Below are 21,089 nucleotides of genomic sequence, written 5' to 3'. Positions count from 1 at the left end.
GCCGTGACCCCGGAGACCCGGACGACCCCGGTGACCAGCACCTTCACCGCGTCCACCCGGCTCGGCGAGATCGTGCTCACCCCCGTGGTGCCCGCCCGCGACGCGGCGACGGTGCGCGCCTGGCTGACGCACCCGGCGTCGGCGGCGTGGCACATGGGTGGCCTCGGTGTCGACGAGGTCCGTGATCACCTGGCGGCCCTCGCCGCGGACGACGCCCAGCACGGCTGGCTGGGCCGGCTGGACGGTGCGCCGGTCGTCTACGTCGAGACCTACGACCCGGCTCGCGTGCTGCTCGCCGACGTCCACGACGCCGCACCCGGCGACGTCGGGATGCACCTGCTCGTGGCCCCGCCCCCCGACGACCTCGCCGCGCGGCGCCGCGGGCTGACCGACGCGGTGATGTCCGCCGTCGTGGGCTTCTGCCTCGCCGACCCGGCCGTGGGCGGCCGCGGGGGCGCACGGGTCGTCGTCGAGCCCGACGTGGCGAACGCCCCCATCGCCGCGAAGAACGCCGCCGCGGGGTTCCGGGTGCTGCGCGAGGTCGAGGTGACCGACGACGGCCACACCAAGACGGCGGCGCTGAGCGTGTGCACGCGGGCGGACTTCGCGGCCTCGCCGCTGGGCGGCGGCGTATCGGCGGCCCCGCACCTGCGCGGCGACCTGGCCGAGGCCGCCCACCGGCACCTCGCGGCCAAGGCGCTCGCGGAGCTGGCGCACGAGCGGCTGTTCGCCCCGGTGCCGGACGGCCCCGAGAGCGTCGGACGGTACCGCCTCGACCTCGACGGCGGCACCTACACCTTCGCCGCGCGGACGTTCGCGCTGGAGCACTGGGTCGTGGACCCGGCGTCGATCGCCCGCACCGGGCCGGACGGTCACGACCGCCCGGTGGACGTGCTGGACCTCGTCGTGGACCTGCAGCCGCGGCTCGGGATCCCGGACGACCTGCTCGCCGTCTACCTCGAGGAGCTGTCCAGCACGCTCGCCGCCGCGATGGCCAAGCGCGACCGCGAGCTCTCCGGGACGACACCCGACGTGGCCAGCCTCGTCGCGGGACTGACCGCACCGGGCGCCGGGCCGGGCGACGACCCGGGCGTGGAGCGCCGCCGGACCGCCGAGTCGTACCAGGCCGTCGAGGGAGCCATGTCCGAGGGGCACCCGGGGTTCCTCGCGAACAACGGCCGGATCGGCTTCTCGCTGCCTGACTACGAGCGGTACGCGCCCGAGCGCGGCGGCCGGCTACGACTGCAGTGGGTCGCCGCCCGGCGGGAGCACACGCACCTGGCGCTCGCGGCCGACCTGTCCGAGGCCGGCCTGTACGAGGCGGAGCTGAGCGGCGCCGAGCGGGCGGCGTTCGCCGGCCGGCTCGGGGCGCGGGGCCTCGACCCCGCCGACTACCGCTACCTGCCCGTCCATCCCTGGCAGGCCGAGCACCGGTTGCCGGTCACCTTCGCCGCCGACGTCGCGCGCGGCGACCTCGTCCCGCTCGGGCCCGGCGCCGACGAGTACACCCCCCAGCAGTCGATCCGCACGATGTTCAACCGGACGCGCCCCGGCCGGCACTACGTCAAGGTCGCCCTGGCGATCCAGAACATGGGGTTCCTGCGCGGGTTGTCCCCCGCCTACATGCGCGCCACGCCCGCGATCAACGACTGGGTGGCCGCGCTCGTGGACGGCGACGAGACGCTGCGCACCGCAGGGTTCGGCGTCCTGCGCGAGCTCGCCGCCGTCGGCTACACGGGTGACGTCTACCACCGCACCCCGCGCCCCAACCCGCACCGCAAGATGCTCGCCGCGCTGTGGCGCGAGTCCCCGCTGCCGCGCACGGCGCCGGGGGAGCGGCTGGCGACCATGGCGTCGCTGCTGCACCGCGACGCCTCGGGCACCGCGCTGGCCACGGAGCTGGTCCGGGCCTCCGGCCTCGGCGCCGAGGCGTGGGTACAGGCGTACCTGGACGCCTACCTCTACCCGCTGGTGCACTGCCTGCGCGCCCACGACCTGGCCTTCATGCCGCACGGGGAGAATCTCGTGCTCGTGCTGCGGGACGGTGTGGTGCGCCGGGCGTTCATGAAGGACATCGGCGAGGAGGTCGCGGTGCTCTCGGACCGTGCCCTGCCGGAGCGGGTGGTCCGCGTCGCCGCCCCTGTGGACGACGCGGAGGCCGCGCTGGCGATCTTCACCGACGTCTTCGACGGGGTGCTGCGCCACCTGGCGGGGATCCTCGCCGTCGACGGCGTCCTGCGCGAGGACCGGTTCTGGGCGCTCGTCGCCGAGACGATCGACCGCCACCACGCCGAGCACCCGGACCTGGCCTCCGGCGTGGACCTGCGTGCCGCACGGTTCGCGCACTCGTGCCTCAACCGGCTGCAGCTGCGCAACACCCTGCAGATGGTGGACCTGGCCGACCAGTCGAGCTCGCTGCTGTACGCCGGGACGCTCGCGAACCCGGTGGCCCGCCCGTGATGTTCGAGGTCTTCCGCGACACGTGGGGCGTGCCGCACGTCCGGGCCGCCGGCGAGCGCGACCTCGCGTTCGGCCAGGGCTACGTGACCGCGCGCGACCGCGGCTGGCAGCTCGAGTCCGACCGCTGGCGCGCCGAGGGCCGGCTCGCGGCGCGGCTCGGGCCGGGCGGGCTGGCGTGGGACCGGTTCGCGGTCCGCGTCCGGCTGGCCGACACCGCGCGGCGGGTGCTCGCGGCGCTCGCCGAGCCCGAGCGCGCCTGGCTGGCCGCCTACACCGCCGGGGTGAACGCCGGGCTGGCCGCCGGCGGCCGCGACGTGCCGGAGATGGACGCGCTCGCCACCGACGGCGCGATGCCCGGCGAGCTCCCGCCGCACACCCCCTGGCCGGACTGGATGCCGCTCGGGGTGTTCCTCACGAACCACGTCCTGTTCGGCACCTGGCCGCACCTGCTGTGGCGCGAGCACGTCGAGCGCACCCTCGGCCCCGGGCACGCCCTCGGCGCGATCCTGTCCGGCGCCGACGACGGCGCCGGGTCCGGGTCCAACGCCTGGGCGCTCGCGGGCACGCGGACCGCGTCCGGGAAGCCGCTGCTGGCCGGCGACCCGCACCGGCTGCTCGAGCTGCCGGGGCCCTACCAGCAGGTCCGCCTCGCCTGCGACGCCTACGACGTCGTCGGGCTCGCCTTCCCGGGGGTGCCGGGCGTCCTGCACTTCGGGCACGCCCGACGGCCCGACGGCGGGACGACGGCGGAGGCCACGGCCGACGGCGAGGCCTCGGTCGCCTGGGGCATCACGAACGCGGTGGCCCACCAGGCCGAGCTGTTCGTCGAGACGCCGGAGACCCTCGCGACGGCGATCACGGGAACCGAGACGGTTCCGGTCCGGGGTGCGCCGTCGGTCGAGGTCTCCTGGGCCGAGACACCGCGCGGTCCGCTGGTCACCGACCGGCACGCGCTGCGGTGGCCCGTGCGGGTGGACGCCGACCTCGGGGTCGCGTCCTGGCGGGCTCTGCAGCGCGCCTGCTGCGCCGCCGACGTCGCCGAGGCGTTCGCCGGCTGGGTCGAGCCGGTCAACCGGGTGCTGACGGCGGACTCCTCGGGCGCGGTGCTGAGCCTGACGGCCGGGCGGGTGCCCGACCGGCCGCGCGAGGAGCGGGTGCTGCCTCACACCGTCGGCACGCGACCGGACGCACCGACCTGGACGCCGCCGTCGTGGCGCCCGCCGGCGGAGGCCGTGCCGGTCGACGACGTGGCCGTCGACGCGAACGAGCGCCCGGACGCGTCGGGCCGGGTGCCCGACCTGGGGCTGACGTACGCCCCGCACCGCGCGGACCGGATCCGTGAGCTGCTCGCCGACCTGTCGCACGAGAGCCCCGACGGGCAGTCGAGGATCCACGGTGACGTCCGGGACCCCGGCGCGGCGGACCTGCTGCGCTGGCTTGACCGCGTCGCGGACGACGACGCCGACCGGGGCGCGGGACGACTGGCCGCGCGGTTGCGGTCCTGGGTGGCGGACGGTGCGCGGATGTCCGCGGACTCGGCCGACGCCGCGCTGTTCGCCGCGTGGCGCGACGTGCTGACGCGCCGGGTCGCGGACCACCCGGCGCTGGCGGCGGCGCGGGACCTGCCCGCGCTGCCTGAGGTGCTGGCCCCGTGGTTCGACGTGCGGGCCCGCGCGGGGCAGGTGCTCGGCGCCCTCCTCGCGGCGGGGGAGCCCGGCACGCCGGGCGCCGGGCCGCGCCTGGACGCCCGCGCCGAGGCCGTGGCCGCCCTGCGCGACCTCGCGGCGTCCCGGACGGGCGCCGTACGCCCTCCCTGGGGCGCGGTGCACCCCGTGCTGCCGCTGCACGCCCTGGCCGACGCCCCCGTCGACCCGGCCCGGGTGCCGCAGGTGCCCCGTGACCGTCGGGCACCTGTCGGAGGAGCCGTCGACACGGTGTCCTGCACCGGGTCGGTCCCCGGGGTCTCCACGGCGTCCCGGCGTGGCGCGGTGGCGCGCTGGGTGTGGGACCTGTCCGACCGGCGCCACAGCCGGTGGGGGGTCCCCTTCGGGGCGTCCGGGGACCCACGGTCGGAGCACTTCGCGGACCAGCATCCCGAGTGGGCGCGGGCGGGGACGCACGAGATCGAGACGGACTGGGCGCGCCTGCGCCGGGAGACCTGGGAGGGCGCATGGACGACCGGCTGCTGACGGGAGCACCCGGCGAGGAGGTCTGGCAGGACGGCGCGGGGACGGCCGTGCACCTGCTCGACCCGGCGGCCGACGTCGACGTCCTGCACTCCTGGGTGACGCGTCCGGACGCCGGGTTCTTCGGACTGGGAGACCTCGGCCGCGACGAGCTGCGCGAGACGTACGAGTTCGTCGGCTCGCTGCCGACGCACCACGCCTACCTGGTCCGTGCTGCCGGGGAGCCGGTGGCGCTCGTGCAGCTCTACCACCCGGAGGACGACCCGGTCGCCACCGCCTACGACGTCCGTCCGGGCGACGTGGGGGCGCACTTCTTCAAGGGCGCGGACCTCGACTGGAGGGTGGTCGGCACGTCGCTGCTGGCGTTCGCCTTCGCGTGCCCGGCGGTGCGACGGATCGTCGTCGAGCCGGACGTGCGGAACCGGGCCGCGATCGCCCGGACGGCGGCGATGGGGTTCGAGCTCGCCGGTCAGGTGCGCTTCGAGTCGCCGCACGGGCCCAAGGACGCCCGGCTCGGGTTCCTCACGCGTGACCGGGCCGAGAGCCTCCTGGCCGCGGCGCGCTGAACCTGTCCCGGGTGGCCGGCTACGGCTGCCCGGGCACGGGCACGGTCTCGGGCACCGGCGCCGGGCCCGTCGTCGTGCCGGGGACCAGACCGACGGGCAGCGCGACCGACGTCGGTTCGTCGCCCGCGATGAGGTCGATCGCGGCGCGGCCGAGCCGCGTGCCCTTCTCCCGCAGCGGCTGGTGCACGCTGGTCAGCACGTCGGGGGAGAGCCACGGGAGATCGAGGCCGTCGAACCCGGCGATCGACACCTCCTCGGGGATGCGCAGCCCGAGCTCGCGGGCGCCGATGACAGCCCCGGCCGCGAGGAGGTCGGAGTGCGCGACGATCGCCGTCGGGCGTTCGGAGGCCGGCACCCACGTGCCCAGGATCTCCGTGGCGGCGTCGCGGCCGTGCTCCACCAGCGAGGCCGGGGTCTCCCAGGTGATGACGGGTTCGACGACGTCACGGATGCCGGCCATGCGGTGCGCCGTCGGCGTGCGGTCCACGCTGGCGAGCCGCTCGGTGTCCACCGGGCCGGACCGTTCGCCGCGGCCCAGCGGCAACGCGATCTCCGCGATCCGGGTGTGCCCGAGGTCGAGCAGGTGACGCACGGCCTCCGCGGCGCCGGACCGGTCCTCGAGGGACACGAGCGGGGCGCCCTCGACGGCCCGCCCCTCACCGACGACGACGGGCACGTTGCGGCGCTGCAGGGCCGCGAGCGTCGGGTCGTCGCGCAGCACGCCCCACACGAGCACGGCCACGTCCATCGCGGCGGTCTCCAGCAGCGGGTCGACGGCCTCGTCCCCGAGGTCGACCCCGGGGATGAGCAGCACGCCGAGCCCTTCCGTGCCGAGGACGTCGACCAGGCCGTCGAGCACCTGCACCGCGACGGGGTCACGGAAGGCCCGGCCGGGATGGTCGCCGATGACGACCCCGACGATGCCGGACCGACCTCGCCGCAGCTGGCGCCCCAACGGGTTGGGCCCGGTGTAGCCGAGGTCGGCGGCGGCGGCGAGGACCTTGTCGCGGGTCTCCGGCGTGATGGGCCCGGAGCCGGAGAAGGCGAGCGAGGCCGTCGAGACGGACACCCCGGCGCGCTCGGCGACCCGGGCGAGGGTGGGGCGGTTGCCCGGCGTGCGGCCCATGCAGCTCCTTCCCGGCCGGCGAGTGGCGACAGCCTACCGGCGAGGCACTGTCGAAACGATTTGACCACGCGGTGAGCGGTCGTGGATCGTCAGTCCGTGAACATCCCCGCACCCCGCGGCGCGACCCCGCGCCCGCTGCGCACCGCCGTCGTGGCCGTCTACGGAGTCTTCGTCGCCGCCGGCTTCGGCATGGCCACCTGGGCCTCGCGCATCCCCGCCGTCCGCGACGGCCTCGACTTCAGCGAGGCGCAGATGGGGGTGCTGCTGCTGACCGCGTCGATCGGCTCCATCACGGCGCTGCCGCTGTCCGGCATGATCGCCTCGCGACTCGGCGCCGCGCGCACCGTGCTCGGCTTCGCCGTGCTGGCGGCGGTCGGGTTCACCCTCGCCACCGTCGCGATCGACGTCGACCTGCCCTGGCTCGTGCGCGGCGGGCTGTTCCTCGCCGGGATGGGCATGGGCGTGTGGGACGCGGCGATGAACCTCGAGGGTGCCGTCGTCGAGCAACGTCTCGGCAAGGCGATCATGCCGCGGTTCCACGCCGCCTTCTCGTTCGGCACGGTCGCCGGAGCGGGCGTCGGGGCGCTGGCCGCCTGGGCGCAGGTGCCCCTCACCGCCCACCTGGTCTCCGTCGTCGTCGTCGACGCCGTGGCCGTCGCCCTGTGCGTGCGAGCCTTCCTGCCCGCGCACGACGCCGGTCCGGACGTCTCCACGGCGGGAGCGCAGGACGCCACGGCCGACCCGGCCACCGCCGTCGAACCCTCGCACGGCCACACCGTCAGGGACACGCTGGCCACCTGGCGGGAGCCGCGCACGCTGCTCGTCGGGCTCATCGTGCTCGCGGCCGCGCTGACGGAGGGGGCCGCGAACGACTGGGTCGGTCTGGCCACCGTCGACGGGTTCGAGACCGGCGACGGGATGGGCGCGGTGGCGCTCGCGGTGTTCCTCGTCGCGATGACCGTCACGCGGCTGGTCGGCACCGAGATCATCGACCGGTACGGGCGCGTGCCGGTGCTGCGGGTCAGCGGCGTGGCCGCCCTGGTCGGGGTGTCCCTGTTCGCCCTGGTGCCGAACCTGCCGGTGGCGCTGGTCGGCGTCTTCCTGTGGGGCGCCGGCTCCGGGCTCGGGTTCCCGATGGGCATGTCCGCCGCCTCGGACGACCCGAGGCGTGCCGCCCTGCGCGTCGCCGTCGTCTCCACCATCGGGTACTCGGCGTTCTTCGTCGGTCCCGCGCTCATCGGCTTCCTCGCCCACTACACGGGCTACCGGCCGGCGCTGCTGGTGCTCGCCCTGCCCGTCGTCGTCGGGCTGTTCGTCGCGAGCGCGGCACGGCCGCCGCGCGCGTCTACGCTGGAGTCGTGAGCCAGACCGCTGCGAAGCCCGCCGAGGACGACCCGACGACCACCGCCGGGGAGCACGCCGCCGCCCCGAGCCTGTCGGAGCTGACGACCCTGCGCGTCGGCGGACCGGTCGACCGGTACGTCGAGGCGACCACCGAGACCGAGCTGATCGAGGCCGTGCGATCGGCCGACGACGCCGGGGCGCCGCTGCTCGTGGTGGGCGGCGGGTCGAACCTGCTCGTCGCGGACGAGGGGTTCGACGGGGTGGTGGTCCGCGACGTCCGCCAGGGCCTGGACGCCGACCTGTCGGCCGCCTGCGACGTCGAGGAGGGTGCCTGCGGCGGTGCGACGGTCACCCTGCCGGCCGGTCAGGACTGGGACGCGTTCGTCGCCCAGGCGGTGGCGAACGAGTGGGTGGGCGTCGAGGCGCTGTCCGGGATCCCCGGGACCATGGGCGCGGCGCCGGTGCAGAACATCGGTGCCTACGGCCAGGAGGTCGCCGGCGTGGTGGCGGCGGTCCGCACCTGGGACCGGGCCACGGGGCAGCGCCGCACGCTGACGCTGTCCGAGCTCGGGTTCGGGTACCGCACCAGCATCCTCAAGCGCACGATGCGCGGCACGGCGTCCGAGATCTGGTACCCGACCCCGCGGTACGTGGTCCTGGACGTCCGGCTGCAGATGCGCATGGGGTCGCTCTCGGCCCCGATCGGGTACGCCGAGCTGGCCCGGCGCCTCGGCGTCGAGGTCGGGCAGCGGGCGCCCTCGGCGGACGTCCGCGCCGCCGTGCTCGAGCTGCGCGGCGGCAAGGGGATGCTGCTCGACGGCGTCGGGGGAGCCGACGCGCCGGACCACGACCGCTGGTCGGCCGGCTCGTTCTTCACCAACCCCGTCCTGTCGGCGGAGGAGGCCGAGGCGCTGCCCGACGACGCGCCGCGCTTCCCGGTGCGCTCGGCGACCCCGACCACCACGACGGGACCCGCGCTGGGCGAGATCGACCCGTCGGTGGTCAAGACGTCCGCGGCGTGGCTCATCGAGCACGCGGGGTTCACCAAGGGCTTCGGCATCGCGGGGGAGAACTCGCCGGCCCGGCTCTCGACCCGGCACACCCTCGCGCTGACGAACCGTGGTGGTGCGACGGCTCAGGACCTGGTGGCGCTGGCACGGGCGGTGCGCGACGGCGTGCGTGACGAGTTCGGCATCGAGCTGGAGCCCGAACCTGTGCTGGTCGGCCTGGCCCTCTGACCCTCCCCCCACGCTGTGGGTGCACGACACGCGGTGTCGTCGCTCGGTCCACCCGCGCGTCGTGCACCCACAGCGGTAGAGGGGGGGGTCAGTAGACGAGGACGGTCGTTCCCTGGGGCATGCCCCAGTCGTCCCAGAGCCAGTTCATCGCCGAGTTCGACACCCGGATGCACCCGTGCGAGGCGGGCCACGGCGGGATCGACGGTGACCCGTGCACGGCGATGCCGCCGGTGAAGTACTTCGGCCGGTACATCGCCCCGAGCTCCAGGGTCGACTCGTGCAGGTAGTCGCGCTCCATGTAGACCGCGAAGGTCCCGCGCGGCGTCGTCGCCCGGTAGCTGCGGCCCTTGGCCTCGAACGTCTCCCCGTTGCCCGACGACGCGTTGATGGTGCGCACCACGCGTCCGTCCTCCACGGCGAGCAGGAGCTGGCGGTCGAGGTCGATCTCGACGACCTTGCCCTGCGACGAGCGGGCGCTCGGGCGGGCGCCGTCCTTCAGCGCCTGCCGGGTCTTGGGTCCGACGACGGCGTCGCGGCCCAGGCCCGCCGCCTTCTGCAGCGCCCACACGGCCTGCTGCGTCTGCGGGCCGAACGCCCCGTCGGCCTCGGGCAGGAAGTAGCCGAGCTCGATGAGCTGCTCCTGCAGCGCGCGCACCTTCTTCCCGGACGCGCCGCGCTCCGGGTAGGAGGGTTCCTTCTTCTGCTCGTCGGCGTCCTGCTCCGCCTGCTCGTCGGCCGGGGCGTCGTCGGCGTCCTCCTCCGGGGTGGGCGAGGGCTCCGGCGACGGCTCCTCGCTCGGCTCTGCGGACGGTGACGGCTCGGGTGACGGCGTCGGGCTGGTCGACGGTGCGACCGACGGGCTCGCCGAGGGCGGCGAAGGGGTCGGCGTGGCACTCGGCGTGGCGGTCGGCGCGTCGGAGGTCGCGGCCGCCGACGGCGTCGCCGGCGGGTCCGCCGCAGCACCGGTCCCGCTGAGGTCGGCGAGGGCCGCGCAGCCCGGCACCACCAGCAGCGTGAGCGCCACGGCGGCCGCGGTGGTCGCGCGGCGCAGCGAGGTCGTGGTCGTCATGATGGTGTCACCTCTCCCGGGACGGCCGCCGGCGGACCGTGCCCGCGATCGCGGATCACTACCTTGCCGCGACCCGGGTCGCCCGGCGAGCCGACGGCGCCGATCGACACCGTCTCGTGACCTGATCTCCTCGCTCCGGGCATCCCGACCGGCAGGACGCCCGACGACCACGGACCGTTGGGGTCGATGAGAGAGCTCTCATCCGGTTCTCACCCACCGCACGCGGAGTTCCCGTGAGATGGGCGCATGACGGCTTCGACCACCGCCCGTGCGACCGACGACCGGCGTGCGCGCCAGGAGCTGCTGACCGGCCCCGACGCCGGGGACGTCCTGGCGGCGGCGCTCGCGGCCGACGGTGCGGCGCTCGACGACTGGGGCTTCCGGGAGGTCTGGTCGCGCCCCGGCGCGGAGACGACGGTCGCCTACGACGTCGTCGCCCACCGTCGCCACGACGGTGCCGACCGGGTCGCACGGGAGCACCTGTACGCCACGGATGCCACGGACCGGGACCTCGGCCGTCGCCCGCAGGACGGGGCTCCGCAGCGGCTCGACGGCGTCGTCCGGCTCGACGGCGGAGCCCGGACCCTGCACGTGTGGCGCCACCCGCACGACCCGGCCCTGCCCGGCCTGGCGGTCGCCGCCGTCCCCGCCGGCGTCGGGGAGCGTCTGGCCGCCGCGGGGATCCACGACGGCGTCCGGTCGCTCGAGACGGTGGCCTACCGGCCGCTGCGGCGAGCGGTGCTGCGGGCGCGGACGGGCGGCTCCACGGTGTACGTCAAGGTCGTGCGTCCCCGCCGGACGGACGACCTGGTGCGCCGGCACGAGCTGTTCGAGGACGCCGCGGAACTGGCTGCTCCGGCCGTGCTCGCGGCCGGTGCGGACGGGGTGGTGGTCCTCGCCGAGCTGCCGGGGCCGTCCCTCGCCGCGCACCTGGCGAGCACCCCGGCCGGCCGGCAGCCGGACGCGTTCGACCCCGCGGAGCTCCTGCGTGTCACCGACGCCCTGCCGCCCGCGGGAGCGGCGATGCGTCGTCGGGCTCCGTGGGCCGACCGGCTGGACCGGTACGTGACGGAGCTGACGGACCGGCACGACGTCGGCCGCCGTCGCCTGGGAGAGCTCGCCACCGCCATCACGTCGGCCCAGCGGGGTCGCGACCCGGGTCCCGTCGTGACGACGCACGGTGACCTGCACGCGGCGAACCTCGTGCTGGCCGACCCGGCGGTGGTCGCCACCTGCCGGGTGGCCGGCGTGCTGGACGTCGACACGCTCGGGCCGGGCCACCGCGTCGACGACCTGGCGTGCACGGTCGCGCACCTGGCGGTGCTGCCCGACCTGGCACCGGGCACCTACGGCGGCGTGGCAGGGCTGGTCGACCGGTGCCTGGCCGTCCTCGGCGAGGCGGTGGACCCGGTGGTGCTGCGGGCCCGGGCCGCCGCCGTCGTCGTCTCCCTGGCGGCCGGAGCGCCCGACGCGGCGCTCGCGGAGGCGTGGCTCGGCGCCGCCGGACGGCTGCTGACGGCCGACGAGCGATTCTGAGAGTCCTCTCACCCACGTTTCCTCGACGTCTCACCCGGGCCGACGAGTCTGGGGGTCATCAGGCAGCCGGAGGGCTGCACACCACGGACCGTTCGGTCCCTGCACGAAGGAGCTGGAACTCATGAAGGCACGCAACGTCTGGATCGTCAGCGGAGCTCTCGGAGCGGTCGCGCTCGGCACCACGGTCGCTGCGGCCCAGGGCACGTTCGACGCCCCCGCCGACGGCGAGCTGTCCTCGGCCGTGACGGTCACCACGAACCGCTCGGCGGCCGACGACGAGGCGACGCCCTCGCGGGCCGTGTCGCCGTCGCCGGCCGCCGTCCAGAACGGCACGTCGATCACCACGGTGACGGCCGGGTCCGTCGCGAGCGCCACCACCGCGCCGTCGACGCACACCCCGGGCTCGCCGGCCAGCCCGGGCTCGCCGGCCAGCCCGGGCTCGCCGGCCAGCCCGGTCTCGGCCACCAGCCCGGTGAGCCCGGTGACCCCCCAGTCCGCCCAGAGCGCCCAGTCGGCCCCCTCCGCCCCCTCGGCGGACTGACACCGACCGGCGGGCAGCTGCCGAGGAGGGTGGGACGAGGTTTCCGCGCGGTCGTCAGACGGAAAGCGCAGGTCGCGCAGCGACCGTGAGCGCGACCGCGCGAAAACCTCGTCCCACCTCCGTCGTACCCACCCAGAACGACGGGCGCGTCATGCCAGCCGGTACCCCATCCCTCGCACCGTGACGAACCGCTCCGCACCGAGCTTGTTGCGCAGGTAGCGCACGTACACGTCGACGACGTTCGAGCCGGGGTCGAAGTCGTACCCCCACACCCGCGAGAGCAGCTGTTCGCGGCTGAGCACCTGGCCGGGGTTGCGCAGGAAGGCCTCGGCGAGCGCGAACTCGCGGGCCGACAGGTCGACCTCGGCGTCTCCGGCGCGGGCGCGCCGGCTGCGCAGGTCGAGGCTGAGGTCGCCGTGGCTGAGGACGGTGACCTCGCCGCCGGGCTCGGCCCGCAGGCGCAGCCGGATGCGCGCCAGGAGCTCCTCGAAGCGGAACGGCTTGGGCATGTAGTCGTCGGCCCCGCCCTCGAGCCCGGCAACGGTGTCCGAGACGGAGGTCCGGGCGGTCAGGATGATGACCGGCAGCGCGACCTTGGCCTCGCGGAGCCGCCGCAGCACGGTGAACCCGTCCTGGTCGGGCAGGCCGAGGTCGAGCACCAGCAGGTCGAAGTCGCCGGAGGCCGCGAGGTCGAACGCCTCGCGGGCCGTGGCGACGGTGGTGCTCGCGTAGCCGGCGGACCGCAGGCCCTTGGCGACGAACGAGGCGATGCGGGACTCGTCCTCCGCGACGAGGATCTGGCTCACGGGTGGTTCCTTCCGTCGGACGGGAGCTCGAGCGCGGGGGCGGACGCCTCGGCGTCCACCGGCAGGTCGATGACGAACGTCGCACCGCGGCCGGGGGCGGAGTCGACGGTGATCGTCCCGCCGTGACCGTCGATGATCGCGGCGACGATCGCGAGCCCGAGCCCGGACCCCTCGCGGCGGACCTCGCCGTGGTCGCCGCGGGCGAACCGTTCGAAGATCCGGGCCGCGTCGTCGGGGGCGATGCCGACCCCTTCGTCGCGGACCCACAGGTGCACGCGCGTGCCGTCGTCGGAGGCGCGCGAGCCGATCGCGACGGTGCTGCCGGGCTGCGAGAACTTCACGGCGTTGGCGGCGAGCTGCAGCCATGCCTGGGTGAGCCGTTGGGCGTCGGCGAGCGCGGTGGCGCCGGTGCGGGCGTCCACGAGCCAGCGGCGGTCGCCGAGGGTGCGCGCCTTGTCGTGCACGTCGTCGGTCAGCCGTCCGAGGTCGACCGGCGTGGGGCTGACGAAGTCGGGCTGGCCGACGGTGGCCAGCGTCACGAGGTCGTCGACGATGCGTCGCATCCGGTCGAGCTCGTCGAGCGTGAGGTCGCGGGTCTCGCCGGCGTCGACCGGGTCGTGGGGGTCCATGACCTCGAGATGCCCGCGCACGATCGTCAGCGGGGTGCGCAGCTCGTGGCCGACGTCGTCGAGCAGCCGGCGCTGCGCCTCGAAGGACTCCTCGAGCCTGCCGAGCATCCCGTTGAAGGCGCGGGTGAGGTGGGTGAGGTCGTCGTTGCCCGACTCGGGGATGCGCGCGGACAGGTCCGTCTCGCCGATCTGCTGCGCCGTGCGGGCCAGGAGCCGGATCGGGCGCAGCAGGCGGCCGGCGACCAGCCAGCCGACGACGCCGGTGACCACGAGGGCGGCGAGCGCCACGAGGGCGTAGGTGCGGAAGACGGCCTGGGTCTCGGCGTGCTGCGCGCTGCGGTCGTAGGCGAGGACGAGCGCGGCGGGTGCGGCGTCGGGCCCGGTGGTGCCGTCCGGCGCCGAGACGACGGGGACGACGACGGCGCGGTACTCGGTGGTCGCGGTCGCCACCAGGCGCAGCACCGGTCGGTCGGCGGAGACGAGGGGCGAGACGGCCTCGACGAACGCGGCGTCGTCCTCGAGGTGCACGGTGACCGCCTGCTGGCTGACGAGGGGGCTGCGGCCCGCGCGCAGGCCGATGACGCCCTCGTGCCGGGACGGGACGGTCAGCTGGATCGCGGCCACGACGACGTCCTCCGGCGAGGCGAAGGGCTCACCGGTCGCGGGGTTCACCCCGGAGGCCGCCAGGGCTTTGAGCTCGTCGACGTCCTGGACGAGGTCCGCGTCGATCCGGGCGTCGACCTGCTGGTAGGCGAGCAGGTACGCCGCGCTCCCGGCGAGCGTGAGGGCGAGCAGGGTGAGGGCGAGCAGGGCGGCCAGGATGCGCGTGCGGACGGTGAGCCCCCGGGCAGGTGCCGGGTCGACAGGGTGCGCCATCAGTCGTCGCCGTCGTCATCGTCGCCGTCGTCATCGTCGCCGTCGTCGTCGCCGTCATCATCGTCGCCGTCATCATCGTCGCCGTCGTCGTCGCCACTGCTGTGGTCGCCGTCGCTCGCCGGAGGGACGGGCGCGACCACGCCATCGTCGTCGCTCTCGCTGTCGGGCCCGGAGGTCGGCATGCCCGACGGCGCCGGTTCGGTGGGCGTCGGAGTGGTGGACGGTGTCGGAGCGGGGGAGACGACGACGACCTCCCCGACGTCGAGGTCCTCCGGCTCCCCGACCGTGGCGACGGCCGCACCGAGCCCGCCGACGGCGACCGCCAGGCCCACGACCACCCACAGCAGCAGGCGGCGCGAGGAGGTCATGCGCAGATCATCCCGCGATCCGATGAGACGAAGATGAGAGCCCGTGGGTCGGTGCGCCATCGGTCGGCACGTCGACCGGCCGGTCGACCGGCTCGTCGGCCAGCCACGCGTCGACGTCGGTGAGCAGGCGCTGCCGGGTGCCCTCGGAGGCGCGCGAGCCGCGGATCGAGGCGCGCGCCAGGTCGGCGAGCTCGCCGTCCGTGAACCCGTGGACGGTCCGTGCCGTCTCGTACTGCGCCACGAGACGTGAACCGAAGAGCAGCGGGTCGTCCGCCCCGAGCGCCACCTGGGCCCCGGCGTCGACCAGCTCGCGCAGCGGGACGTCGTCGGCGCTCTCGTAGACGCCGAGGCTCACGTTGGACGCCGGGCAGACCTCGAGCGCCACCCCGGACTCGACCAGCGACGCGAGCAGGGTGGGGTCCTCGACGGACCGGACCCCGTGGCCGAGGCGGTCGGGGGCCAGGGCGCCGACGACCTCACGCACGTGGGAGGGACCGAGCAGCTCGCCGCCGTGGGGGACGGACGCCAGCCCGGCACGCCGTGCGATGCGGAAGGCGCGCGCGAACTCCGCGGTGTCACCCCGTCGCTCGTCGTTGCTCAGCCCGAAGCCGACCACCTCGCCCGGGCCGTCGCCGGCGTACCGGGCGGCGAGGCGGGCGAGGGTGCGGGCGTCCAAGGGATGGCGCATCCGGGAGGCGGCGACGACGACGGCGACCTCCACGCCGTGCCGGGCGCTCGCGGCGCGGGCCTCGTCCAGGACGATCTCGACGGCGGGGGTGATGCCGCCGACGAACGGCGCGTACGACGTGGGGTCGACCTGGATCTCGAGACGTCCCGACCCTTCGGCCGCGTCGTCCGCGGCCGCCTCGTCGACCAGGCGGCGCATGTCGGCCTCCGAGCGCACGCAGTGCCGGGCGGCGTCGTAGAGGCGCTGGAACCGGAACCAACCGCGCTCGTCGGCCGGCACCCGCAGGGCGACGCCGTCGGTGAGGGCGGAGGGCAGGCGCATCCCGTGCTCCTCGGACATCTCGCGCAGCGACGAGACCCGCAACGACCCCGTGAAGTGCAGGTGGAGATGGGCCTTGGGGAGCTTCGCCAGGTCACGCATCCCGACAGTCTGGCACCACTCAGGTGAGCCAACCGCGCCGTCGGGCCACGGACACCGCCGCCGTGCGATCGTCCACCCCGAGCTTGGCGAAGGCACGCAGGAGGTGAGTCTTCACCGTCGCCTCGGCGATGAAGAGCTCCCGACCGACGGCCGCGTTCGACAGCCCCCGTTCGACGAGCCGCAGCACCTCGGCCTCACGCGGCGTCGGCCTCTCCTCCGCGGTGCGGACGGACGTCACCAGCCGCGTCGCCACGGACGGCGCGAGCACCGTCTCGCCGCGCGCCGCGGCCTGCACCCCGGCGACGAGGGTCGCCCGCGGGGTGTCCTTGAGCAGGTAGCCGGTGGCGCCGGCCTCGACGGCACGCAGGATGTCGGCGTCCGTGTCGTACGTGGTGAGCACGACGACGCGCGGCCCGGAGGGGGAGGCCCGGGCGATCGTCTCCGTCGCGCCGACACCGTCGAGCACGGGCATCCGGAGGTCCATGAGGACGACGTCGGGGGCGAGCTCGCGGGCCAGCGCCACGGCTCGTTCGCCGTCCGGCGCCTCGCCGACGATCTCGATGTCGGGCTCGCCCGCCAGCATGCCGACGATGCCCGAGCGGACGACGGGGTGGTCGTCGGCGACGAGGACGCGGATCGTGGTCACGGGGCGCCTCCTGGCAGGCAGACCCGGACCGTGGTGCCGCGCGCGGCGCCGGGGCCGATCTCGAGCACCCCGCCTGCCGCGGTGGCGCGTTCCCGCATCCCTGCCAGCCCGAACCCCTCGGAGAACTGCGGCGGCAGCCCGCGGCCGTCGTCGGACACCTCGAGCTCGAGCGCTCCGTCGCGGCGGGCGAGCCGGACGGTGACGTCGGTGGCGCCGGCGTGCCGCCGGACGTTCGTGAGCGCCTCCTGCGCCGCGCGAAGGAGGACGACGTCCGACGCCGGGTCGAGCGCCACGCGCTCGTCCGAGACGTCGCTGTCCTGGACCTCGAACCGCACCGCCGCCCCGGTCTCGGTCGTGAACCGCTCCGCGAGGCGGTGGAGGGCCTCCACCAGGGTGGCGTCCTGCAGCGGGACGGGCGCGAACGCGGCGACGAGCCCGCGCGCCTCGGCGAGGTTGTCGCGGGCGGTCGCCTCGACGACGTCGAGCCGGTCGCGTGCGGCCTGCTCCTCGCCCCGGTCGAGCGCTGCCGTCGCGGCCTGCACCTGCGTCACGACACTGGTGAAGCCCTGGGCGAGGGTGTCGTGGATCTCCCGTGCCACCCGCTCCCGTTCCGCTGAGACACCGGCCGCGTGGTGGGTCTGAGCGAGCTGGTCCTGCGCCGCGCGGAGCTGGTGCAGGAGCTGGGCGCGCTCGTCGGAACGTCGCATCCACGTCGCCGTCCACAGGCCGAGCGTCAGTGCGAAGGCGAGGGCGACCGCCATCTGCGGTGCTGCCTCGAGCAGCCCCTGTGCGGAGAAGCCCGCCTCGGAGGCGAGGCCGAACGTCGTCGCCACCGCCAGCACCACCGACGCGAGGACGGCCCTGCGGGGTGGCTCCAGCAGCATCCAGAGCTGGGTGAAGGCTCCGAACAGCAGGAACGTCGCCAGCCCGCCCTGGGACACGGCGAGCGCGGTCGCGACGACGAGGACCGACACGTAGACCGTCGCCGCGCGCTGGTCCCGCGTCCGGGCTGCAGGAGCGCCCCAGACCGCGTAGGCGGCGAGGATCGCCGCCATCGCCGTGTAGGCGATCCAGAGCTGACGGCCCGACTGCCCGCTCAGGGGCAGGGCGACGGACGTCAGCAGGACGATCGTGACGAACGCGACGTCCCACCCGACGGCCTGCCGGTTCCAGTCGTCGAGGTCGTCGGCGTCTGCCTGTGGCCCGAGCCCGGTGCCGTGGGACGGCGGGTCAGCCGTCGTCACGGCGCCGCCACCGGAACGAGCGGACCCCGACCACGAGCGAGACGACCAGCCATGCACCCGTACAGCAGCGACGGCGCCGAGCTGCCACGACCCGCCGACCTCCAGCGCCACCATCTCGTCGCGGAGGAACACCGAGCGCATGCCCTGGGCGAGCCACTTGAGCGGGAAGACCGACGCCGCGGTCTGCATCCAGCCCGGCAGCGCGAAGAACGCGAAGAACACGCCGGAGACGAACTGCAGGACGAGGACGACCGGCGTGACGACGGCGGTCGCCGACCTCCCGGACCGGAGGAGCGAGGAGAACGCCACCCCGCAGACCGCCCCCGTCGCGGTGCCGAGGACGAAGATCCAGGCGAACGTCGTCCATGCGGAGACGTCGGCCGGCATCGGCACGTCGTACACCGTCGCGGCGAGCAGGAGGAGGAGCGTCGTCTGCACGACGGTCGTGAGCAGGACGAGCCCGATCTTGCCGTAGAAGTAGCTCACCGCGGGCAGGGGAGCGGCGCGCAGGCGCTTGAGCGTGCCGTCGTCGCGCTCGAGAGCGATGGCGATCGCGAGCGACTGGAAGCTCGTCAGCATGATGCCCGTCGCGACCATCCCCGGCAGGAAGTACTGCGCGAACGGCACGCCGTACCCGTCCGCGCTCTGGTCCTGGCCGTCGAAGACCGTCGAGAAGATCGCCATCATGATGAGCGGGTACGCGAAGATGAAGATCACCGCGTCGCGCTCGCGGAAGAACGCGCGCAGCTCGACGCCCGTCCGGTCGATCCCGAGCCGTACGGCGGACGGCAGCCGCGGGTCGGCCGCGTCCCGGGCGGACGTCCGGTTCGTGGGTGCGGCGGCGCTCATCGCGCGACCTCCTCCGTGACACGGGCCGGAACGGGCGTGCCGACGGGTGCGCCGGCAGGGGCAGATGCGGCCGCCGCCCCGATGAGCTCGAGGTACACGTCCTCGAGGCTCGGCCGTACGACCTGCAGGTCGGGGACCTCCTCGCCGAGAGGTACGCTCGCGGCGAGCTCCGTGACCAGCCGCGTGGGGTGCGCGGTGCGCTCCGCACGGGTGGCGCCGTCGGGCCCGGTCCAGCGGACGACGGGGCGCCGGGCGTGCCGCCCGCCGAGCGCCTCGGGTGTGTCGAGGGCGACGACGCGGCCGTCGCGTACGACGGCGAGGCGGTCCGCGAGGTGGGCTGCCTCGTCGAGGTAGTGGGTGGTCAGCAAGATCGTCGTGCCCTCTGTGCGCAGCGAGCGCACGAGCCCCCAGAACGAGCGCCGGGCCTGAGGGTCGAAACCAGTGGTCGGCTCGTCGAGGAAGAGCAGCTCGGGGCGTCCCACGATCCCGAGCGCGACGTCGAGGCGGCGGCGCTGCCCGCCCGAGAGCTGGCGGGCGCGCGTCGACTCCTTCTCCCGGAGCCCGACGGCGTCGATCACCTCGTCCGGATCCCGTCGTGACGGGTAGAACCCGGCGAAGTGGTGCACGAGCTCGCGGACCGTCAGCTCGACCTGGTCGCGGGAGTCCTGCAGGACGACGCCGAGGCGGCTGCGCCAGGCGCGTCCACCGGAGGCGGGGTCCTGGCCGAGCACGGTCACCTCGCCCGCGTCTCGGCGACGGAAACCCTCGAGGATCTCGACGGTCGTCGTCTTCCCCGCGCCGTTGGGGCCGAGGACGGCGAAGATCTCGCCCCGCTCGACCCGCAGGTCGAGGCCGTCGACGGCCTGCTTGGTGCCGTAGCGTCTGCGCAGCCCCCGGACGTCGATGACCGGCCGGGTCTCAGGCGCACGTCGTGTGGCGTTCATGGACCCAGGCTGGCTCGCCGGGCGGCCCGCGCGGGACGACCTCTCGGTGGCACCCCGCGTCCACCGGTCGGTGGATGCGGTTCGACCCATGGCGCGGCTTCGCGTACAGTTGTCCCTCGGTGGTTGACGGCCGCCATGCTGGACCGCGCCCACGGACGCGAGCCGGGTGCCGTTAGACACGAAGGGTAGTGGCGCAATTGGTAGCGCAGCGGTCTCCAAAACCGCAGGTTGCAGGTTCGAGTCCTGTCTACCCTGCCAGCGTGATCCCCCGCGGGGCCGCGCGCAGCGGGGCCATGCGACACGTATGACCCGGAACGCCAGGAGTCTGTGCCGTGGGTGCGTCGCCGGCAGGCGGCGTGGCTGCGGTGTGATCGCGAAACGGGGTAGGTCGAAGTGAGCGAGTCGCCGGCTGAGGCCGCTGGGACGCACGGTGCCGGAACGGGCAAGGAGCGTCGAGGCGTCTTCGGCCGCATCGCGCTGTTCATCCGCCAGGTCGTGGGAGAGCTCCGCAAGGTGGTCACCCCGACCCGGTCGGAGCTGATCAACTACACGATCGTCGTGATCGTGTTCGTCACGGTGGCGATGCTGTTCGTCACCGGGCTCGACCTCGTCGTCGGCCAGGGTGCCGGGTGGCTCTTCGGGAACTGATCCCGACCAGCCGCCGTACCGCCCGGGTCGCAACCCACATCCGAAGTCAGAAAGCAGGTTCGTTCGTGTCCCAGGATCCTCTGGAGCAGGCGGAGAACGTCGACCCCACGCAGCCCGACGCCCCCGGCGTCGAGGCCGACAACGACGTGCCCGGGACCGACGAGGGGGCCACGACCGCTGCTGACGACGTCGCGGACGCCGAGCCGGCCGAGGCCGATGAGTCGGACGGCGACCCGGCCGAGGCCGACGTCACCGCGGAGATCGAGGACCCGGCCGAGGAGCTCAAGCGCACCCTGCGCGGGCAGCTCGGCGACTGGTTCGTCATCCACTCCTACGCCGGGTACGAGAACCGTGTGAAGGCCAACCTGGAGAACCGCATCCAGAGCCTGAACATGGAGGACTACATCTTCCAGGTCGAGGTCCCCATGGAGGAGGTGACCGAGATCAAGAACGCGCAGAAGAAGATCGTCCGCCGCGTCCGCATCCCCGGTTACGTCCTGGTGCGGATGGACCTCACCGACGAGTCGTGGGGTGCCGTCCGGCACACCCCGGGCGTGACCGGGTTCGTCGGGCACACCCACCAGCCCGTCCCGCTGTCGCTGGACGAGGTGTTCGGGATGCTCGCCCCCACCATGCTCGAGGAGACGCCCGCCAAGAAGGCGGCCGCCGGTGGCGGCGCCACCGGCGGAGGCGCCACCGCGCAGCCCTCCATCGAGGTCGACTTCGAGGTCGGCGAGTCGGTCACCGTCACGGACGGCCCGTTCGACACGCTGCCCGCGACGATCTCCGAGATCAACGCCGAGGCCCAGAAGCTCAAGGTCCTCGTCACCATCTTCGGCCGGGAGACCCCGGTCGAGCTGTCGTTCAACCAGGTCGCCAAGATCTGACCGGGGCGCCGGGATCCC

18 protein-coding genes, 1 tRNA gene and 1 pseudogene are annotated in these 21,089 nt (G+C 74.7%); 10 read left to right on the top strand and 10 right to left on the bottom strand.

The window, feature by feature from the left end:
• Positions 1-3: 3 nt before the first annotated feature.
• From UQW22_RS01090 to UQW22_RS01080, 3 genes are read left to right on the top strand one after another with little or no spacing between them, the layout of a single operon-like run.
• On the top strand, positions 4-2,460 hold the full coding sequence (locus UQW22_RS01090) for a GNAT family N-acetyltransferase (protein WP_407320690.1): 2,457 nt from the start codon (positions 4-6) through the stop codon (positions 2,458-2,460).
• Complete coding sequence (locus tag UQW22_RS01085) at positions 2,460-4,649, top strand: penicillin acylase family protein (RefSeq protein ID WP_407320689.1); 2,190 nt, start codon at positions 2,460-2,462, stop codon at positions 4,647-4,649. The genes UQW22_RS01090 and UQW22_RS01085 overlap by 1 nt, the downstream gene beginning before the upstream one ends.
• The gene (locus UQW22_RS01080) at positions 4,631-5,212 is read left to right on the top strand and encodes a GNAT family N-acetyltransferase (protein ID WP_407319000.1); all 582 of its coding nucleotides are present in this window, start codon (positions 4,631-4,633) and stop codon (positions 5,210-5,212) included. The genes UQW22_RS01085 and UQW22_RS01080 overlap by 19 nt, the downstream gene beginning before the upstream one ends.
• 19 nt (positions 5,213-5,231) lie before the next feature.
• On the opposite strand, the gene UQW22_RS01075 is transcribed toward UQW22_RS01080, so the two are convergent.
• On the bottom strand, positions 5,232-6,338 hold the full coding sequence (locus tag UQW22_RS01075; RefSeq protein WP_407318999.1) for a LacI family DNA-binding transcriptional regulator: 1,107 nt from the start codon (positions 6,336-6,338) through the stop codon (positions 5,232-5,234).
• 96 nt (positions 6,339-6,434) lie between these two features.
• Between UQW22_RS01075 and UQW22_RS01070 the strand changes: the two genes are divergently transcribed.
• Both UQW22_RS01070 and UQW22_RS01065 read left to right on the top strand, forming a co-directional pair.
• On the top strand, positions 6,435-7,700 hold the full coding sequence (locus UQW22_RS01070) for an MFS transporter (protein WP_407318998.1): 1,266 nt from the start codon (positions 6,435-6,437) through the stop codon (positions 7,698-7,700).
• Entirely contained in the window at positions 7,697-8,920 is a 1,224-nt protein-coding gene (locus UQW22_RS01065; RefSeq protein ID WP_407318997.1) for a UDP-N-acetylmuramate dehydrogenase, read from the top strand. Before UQW22_RS01070 ends, UQW22_RS01065 begins: the two co-directional genes overlap by 4 nt.
• Positions 8,921-9,008: 88 nt before the next feature.
• Here UQW22_RS01065 and UQW22_RS01060 read toward each other — a convergent pair whose 3' ends face one another.
• Complete coding sequence (locus tag UQW22_RS01060; RefSeq protein ID WP_407318996.1) at positions 9,009-9,989, bottom strand: L,D-transpeptidase family protein; 981 nt, start codon at positions 9,987-9,989, stop codon at positions 9,009-9,011.
• 246 nt (positions 9,990-10,235) lie between these two features.
• On the opposite strand from UQW22_RS01060, the gene UQW22_RS01055 reads away from it, so the two are divergent.
• Positions 10,236-11,525 carry a hypothetical protein gene (locus UQW22_RS01055; protein WP_407318995.1) on the top strand — a complete coding sequence of 430 codons (1,290 nt, stop codon included), beginning with the start codon at positions 10,236-10,238 and terminating at the stop codon, positions 11,523-11,525.
• A 121-nt stretch (positions 11,526-11,646) separates the two neighbouring features.
• Positions 11,647-12,066 carry a hypothetical protein gene (locus UQW22_RS01050; protein WP_407318994.1) on the top strand — a complete coding sequence of 140 codons (420 nt, stop codon included), beginning with the start codon at positions 11,647-11,649 and terminating at the stop codon, positions 12,064-12,066.
• 149 nt (positions 12,067-12,215) lie between these two features.
• Here UQW22_RS01050 and UQW22_RS01045 read toward each other — a convergent pair whose 3' ends face one another.
• The 8 genes and pseudogenes from UQW22_RS01045 to UQW22_RS01010 form a co-directional block, all read right to left on the bottom strand.
• On the bottom strand, positions 12,216-12,872 hold the full coding sequence (locus UQW22_RS01045; RefSeq protein WP_407318993.1) for a response regulator transcription factor: 657 nt from the start codon (positions 12,870-12,872) through the stop codon (positions 12,216-12,218).
• The gene (locus UQW22_RS01040) at positions 12,869-14,377 is read right to left on the bottom strand and encodes a sensor histidine kinase (protein WP_407318992.1); all 1,509 of its coding nucleotides are present in this window, start codon (positions 14,375-14,377) and stop codon (positions 12,869-12,871) included. The genes UQW22_RS01045 and UQW22_RS01040 overlap by 4 nt, the downstream gene beginning before the upstream one ends.
• Positions 14,377-14,745 (bottom strand): hypothetical protein, encoded by a 369-nt coding sequence (locus tag UQW22_RS01035; RefSeq protein ID WP_407318991.1) that lies wholly within the window; start codon positions 14,743-14,745, stop codon positions 14,377-14,379. Before UQW22_RS01035 ends, UQW22_RS01040 begins: the two co-directional genes overlap by 1 nt.
• 7 nt (positions 14,746-14,752) lie before the next feature.
• Entirely contained in the window at positions 14,753-15,853 is a 1,101-nt protein-coding gene (locus UQW22_RS01030; protein WP_407318990.1) for an adenosine deaminase, read from the bottom strand.
• A 19-nt stretch (positions 15,854-15,872) separates the two neighbouring features.
• Positions 15,873-16,499 (bottom strand): response regulator, encoded by a 627-nt coding sequence (locus UQW22_RS01025; RefSeq protein WP_407318989.1) that lies wholly within the window; start codon positions 16,497-16,499, stop codon positions 15,873-15,875.
• Positions 16,496-17,206 (bottom strand): sensor histidine kinase, encoded by a 711-nt coding sequence (locus UQW22_RS01020; protein WP_407320688.1) that lies wholly within the window; start codon positions 17,204-17,206, stop codon positions 16,496-16,498. Before UQW22_RS01020 ends, UQW22_RS01025 begins: the two co-directional genes overlap by 4 nt.
• 523 nt (positions 17,207-17,729) lie before the next feature.
• Positions 17,730-18,592: pseudogene (locus UQW22_RS01015) on the bottom strand (ABC transporter permease).
• Entirely contained in the window at positions 18,589-19,536 is a 948-nt protein-coding gene (locus UQW22_RS01010; RefSeq protein WP_407318988.1) for an ABC transporter ATP-binding protein, read from the bottom strand. The pseudogene UQW22_RS01015 and the gene UQW22_RS01010 overlap by 4 nt, the downstream one beginning before the upstream one ends.
• Before the next feature lie 182 nt (positions 19,537-19,718).
• Between UQW22_RS01010 and UQW22_RS01005 the strand changes: the two genes are divergently transcribed.
• The 3 genes from UQW22_RS01005 to nusG all read left to right on the top strand — a co-directional run bounded on the left by UQW22_RS01005 (position 19,719) and on the right by nusG (position 21,071).
• A tRNA-Trp gene (locus UQW22_RS01005) sits at positions 19,719-19,794 on the top strand.
• A gap of 135 nt (positions 19,795-19,929) precedes the next feature.
• Complete coding sequence (gene secE / locus UQW22_RS01000; protein ID WP_407318987.1) at positions 19,930-20,184, top strand: preprotein translocase subunit SecE; 255 nt, start codon at positions 19,930-19,932, stop codon at positions 20,182-20,184.
• 65 nt (positions 20,185-20,249) lie between these two features.
• Positions 20,250-21,071 (top strand): transcription termination/antitermination protein NusG, encoded by an 822-nt coding sequence (gene nusG, locus UQW22_RS00995; protein ID WP_407318986.1) that lies wholly within the window; start codon positions 20,250-20,252, stop codon positions 21,069-21,071.
• Positions 21,072-21,089 lie beyond the last annotated feature (18 nt).

The organism is Isoptericola halotolerans (assembly GCF_045689585.1).
Lineage (GTDB): Bacteria > Actinomycetota > Actinomycetes > Actinomycetales > Cellulomonadaceae > Isoptericola > Isoptericola halotolerans_B.
The sequence above is the reverse complement of the archived record's forward strand: the minus strand, read 5'-3'. Positions and strand labels throughout refer to the sequence as shown.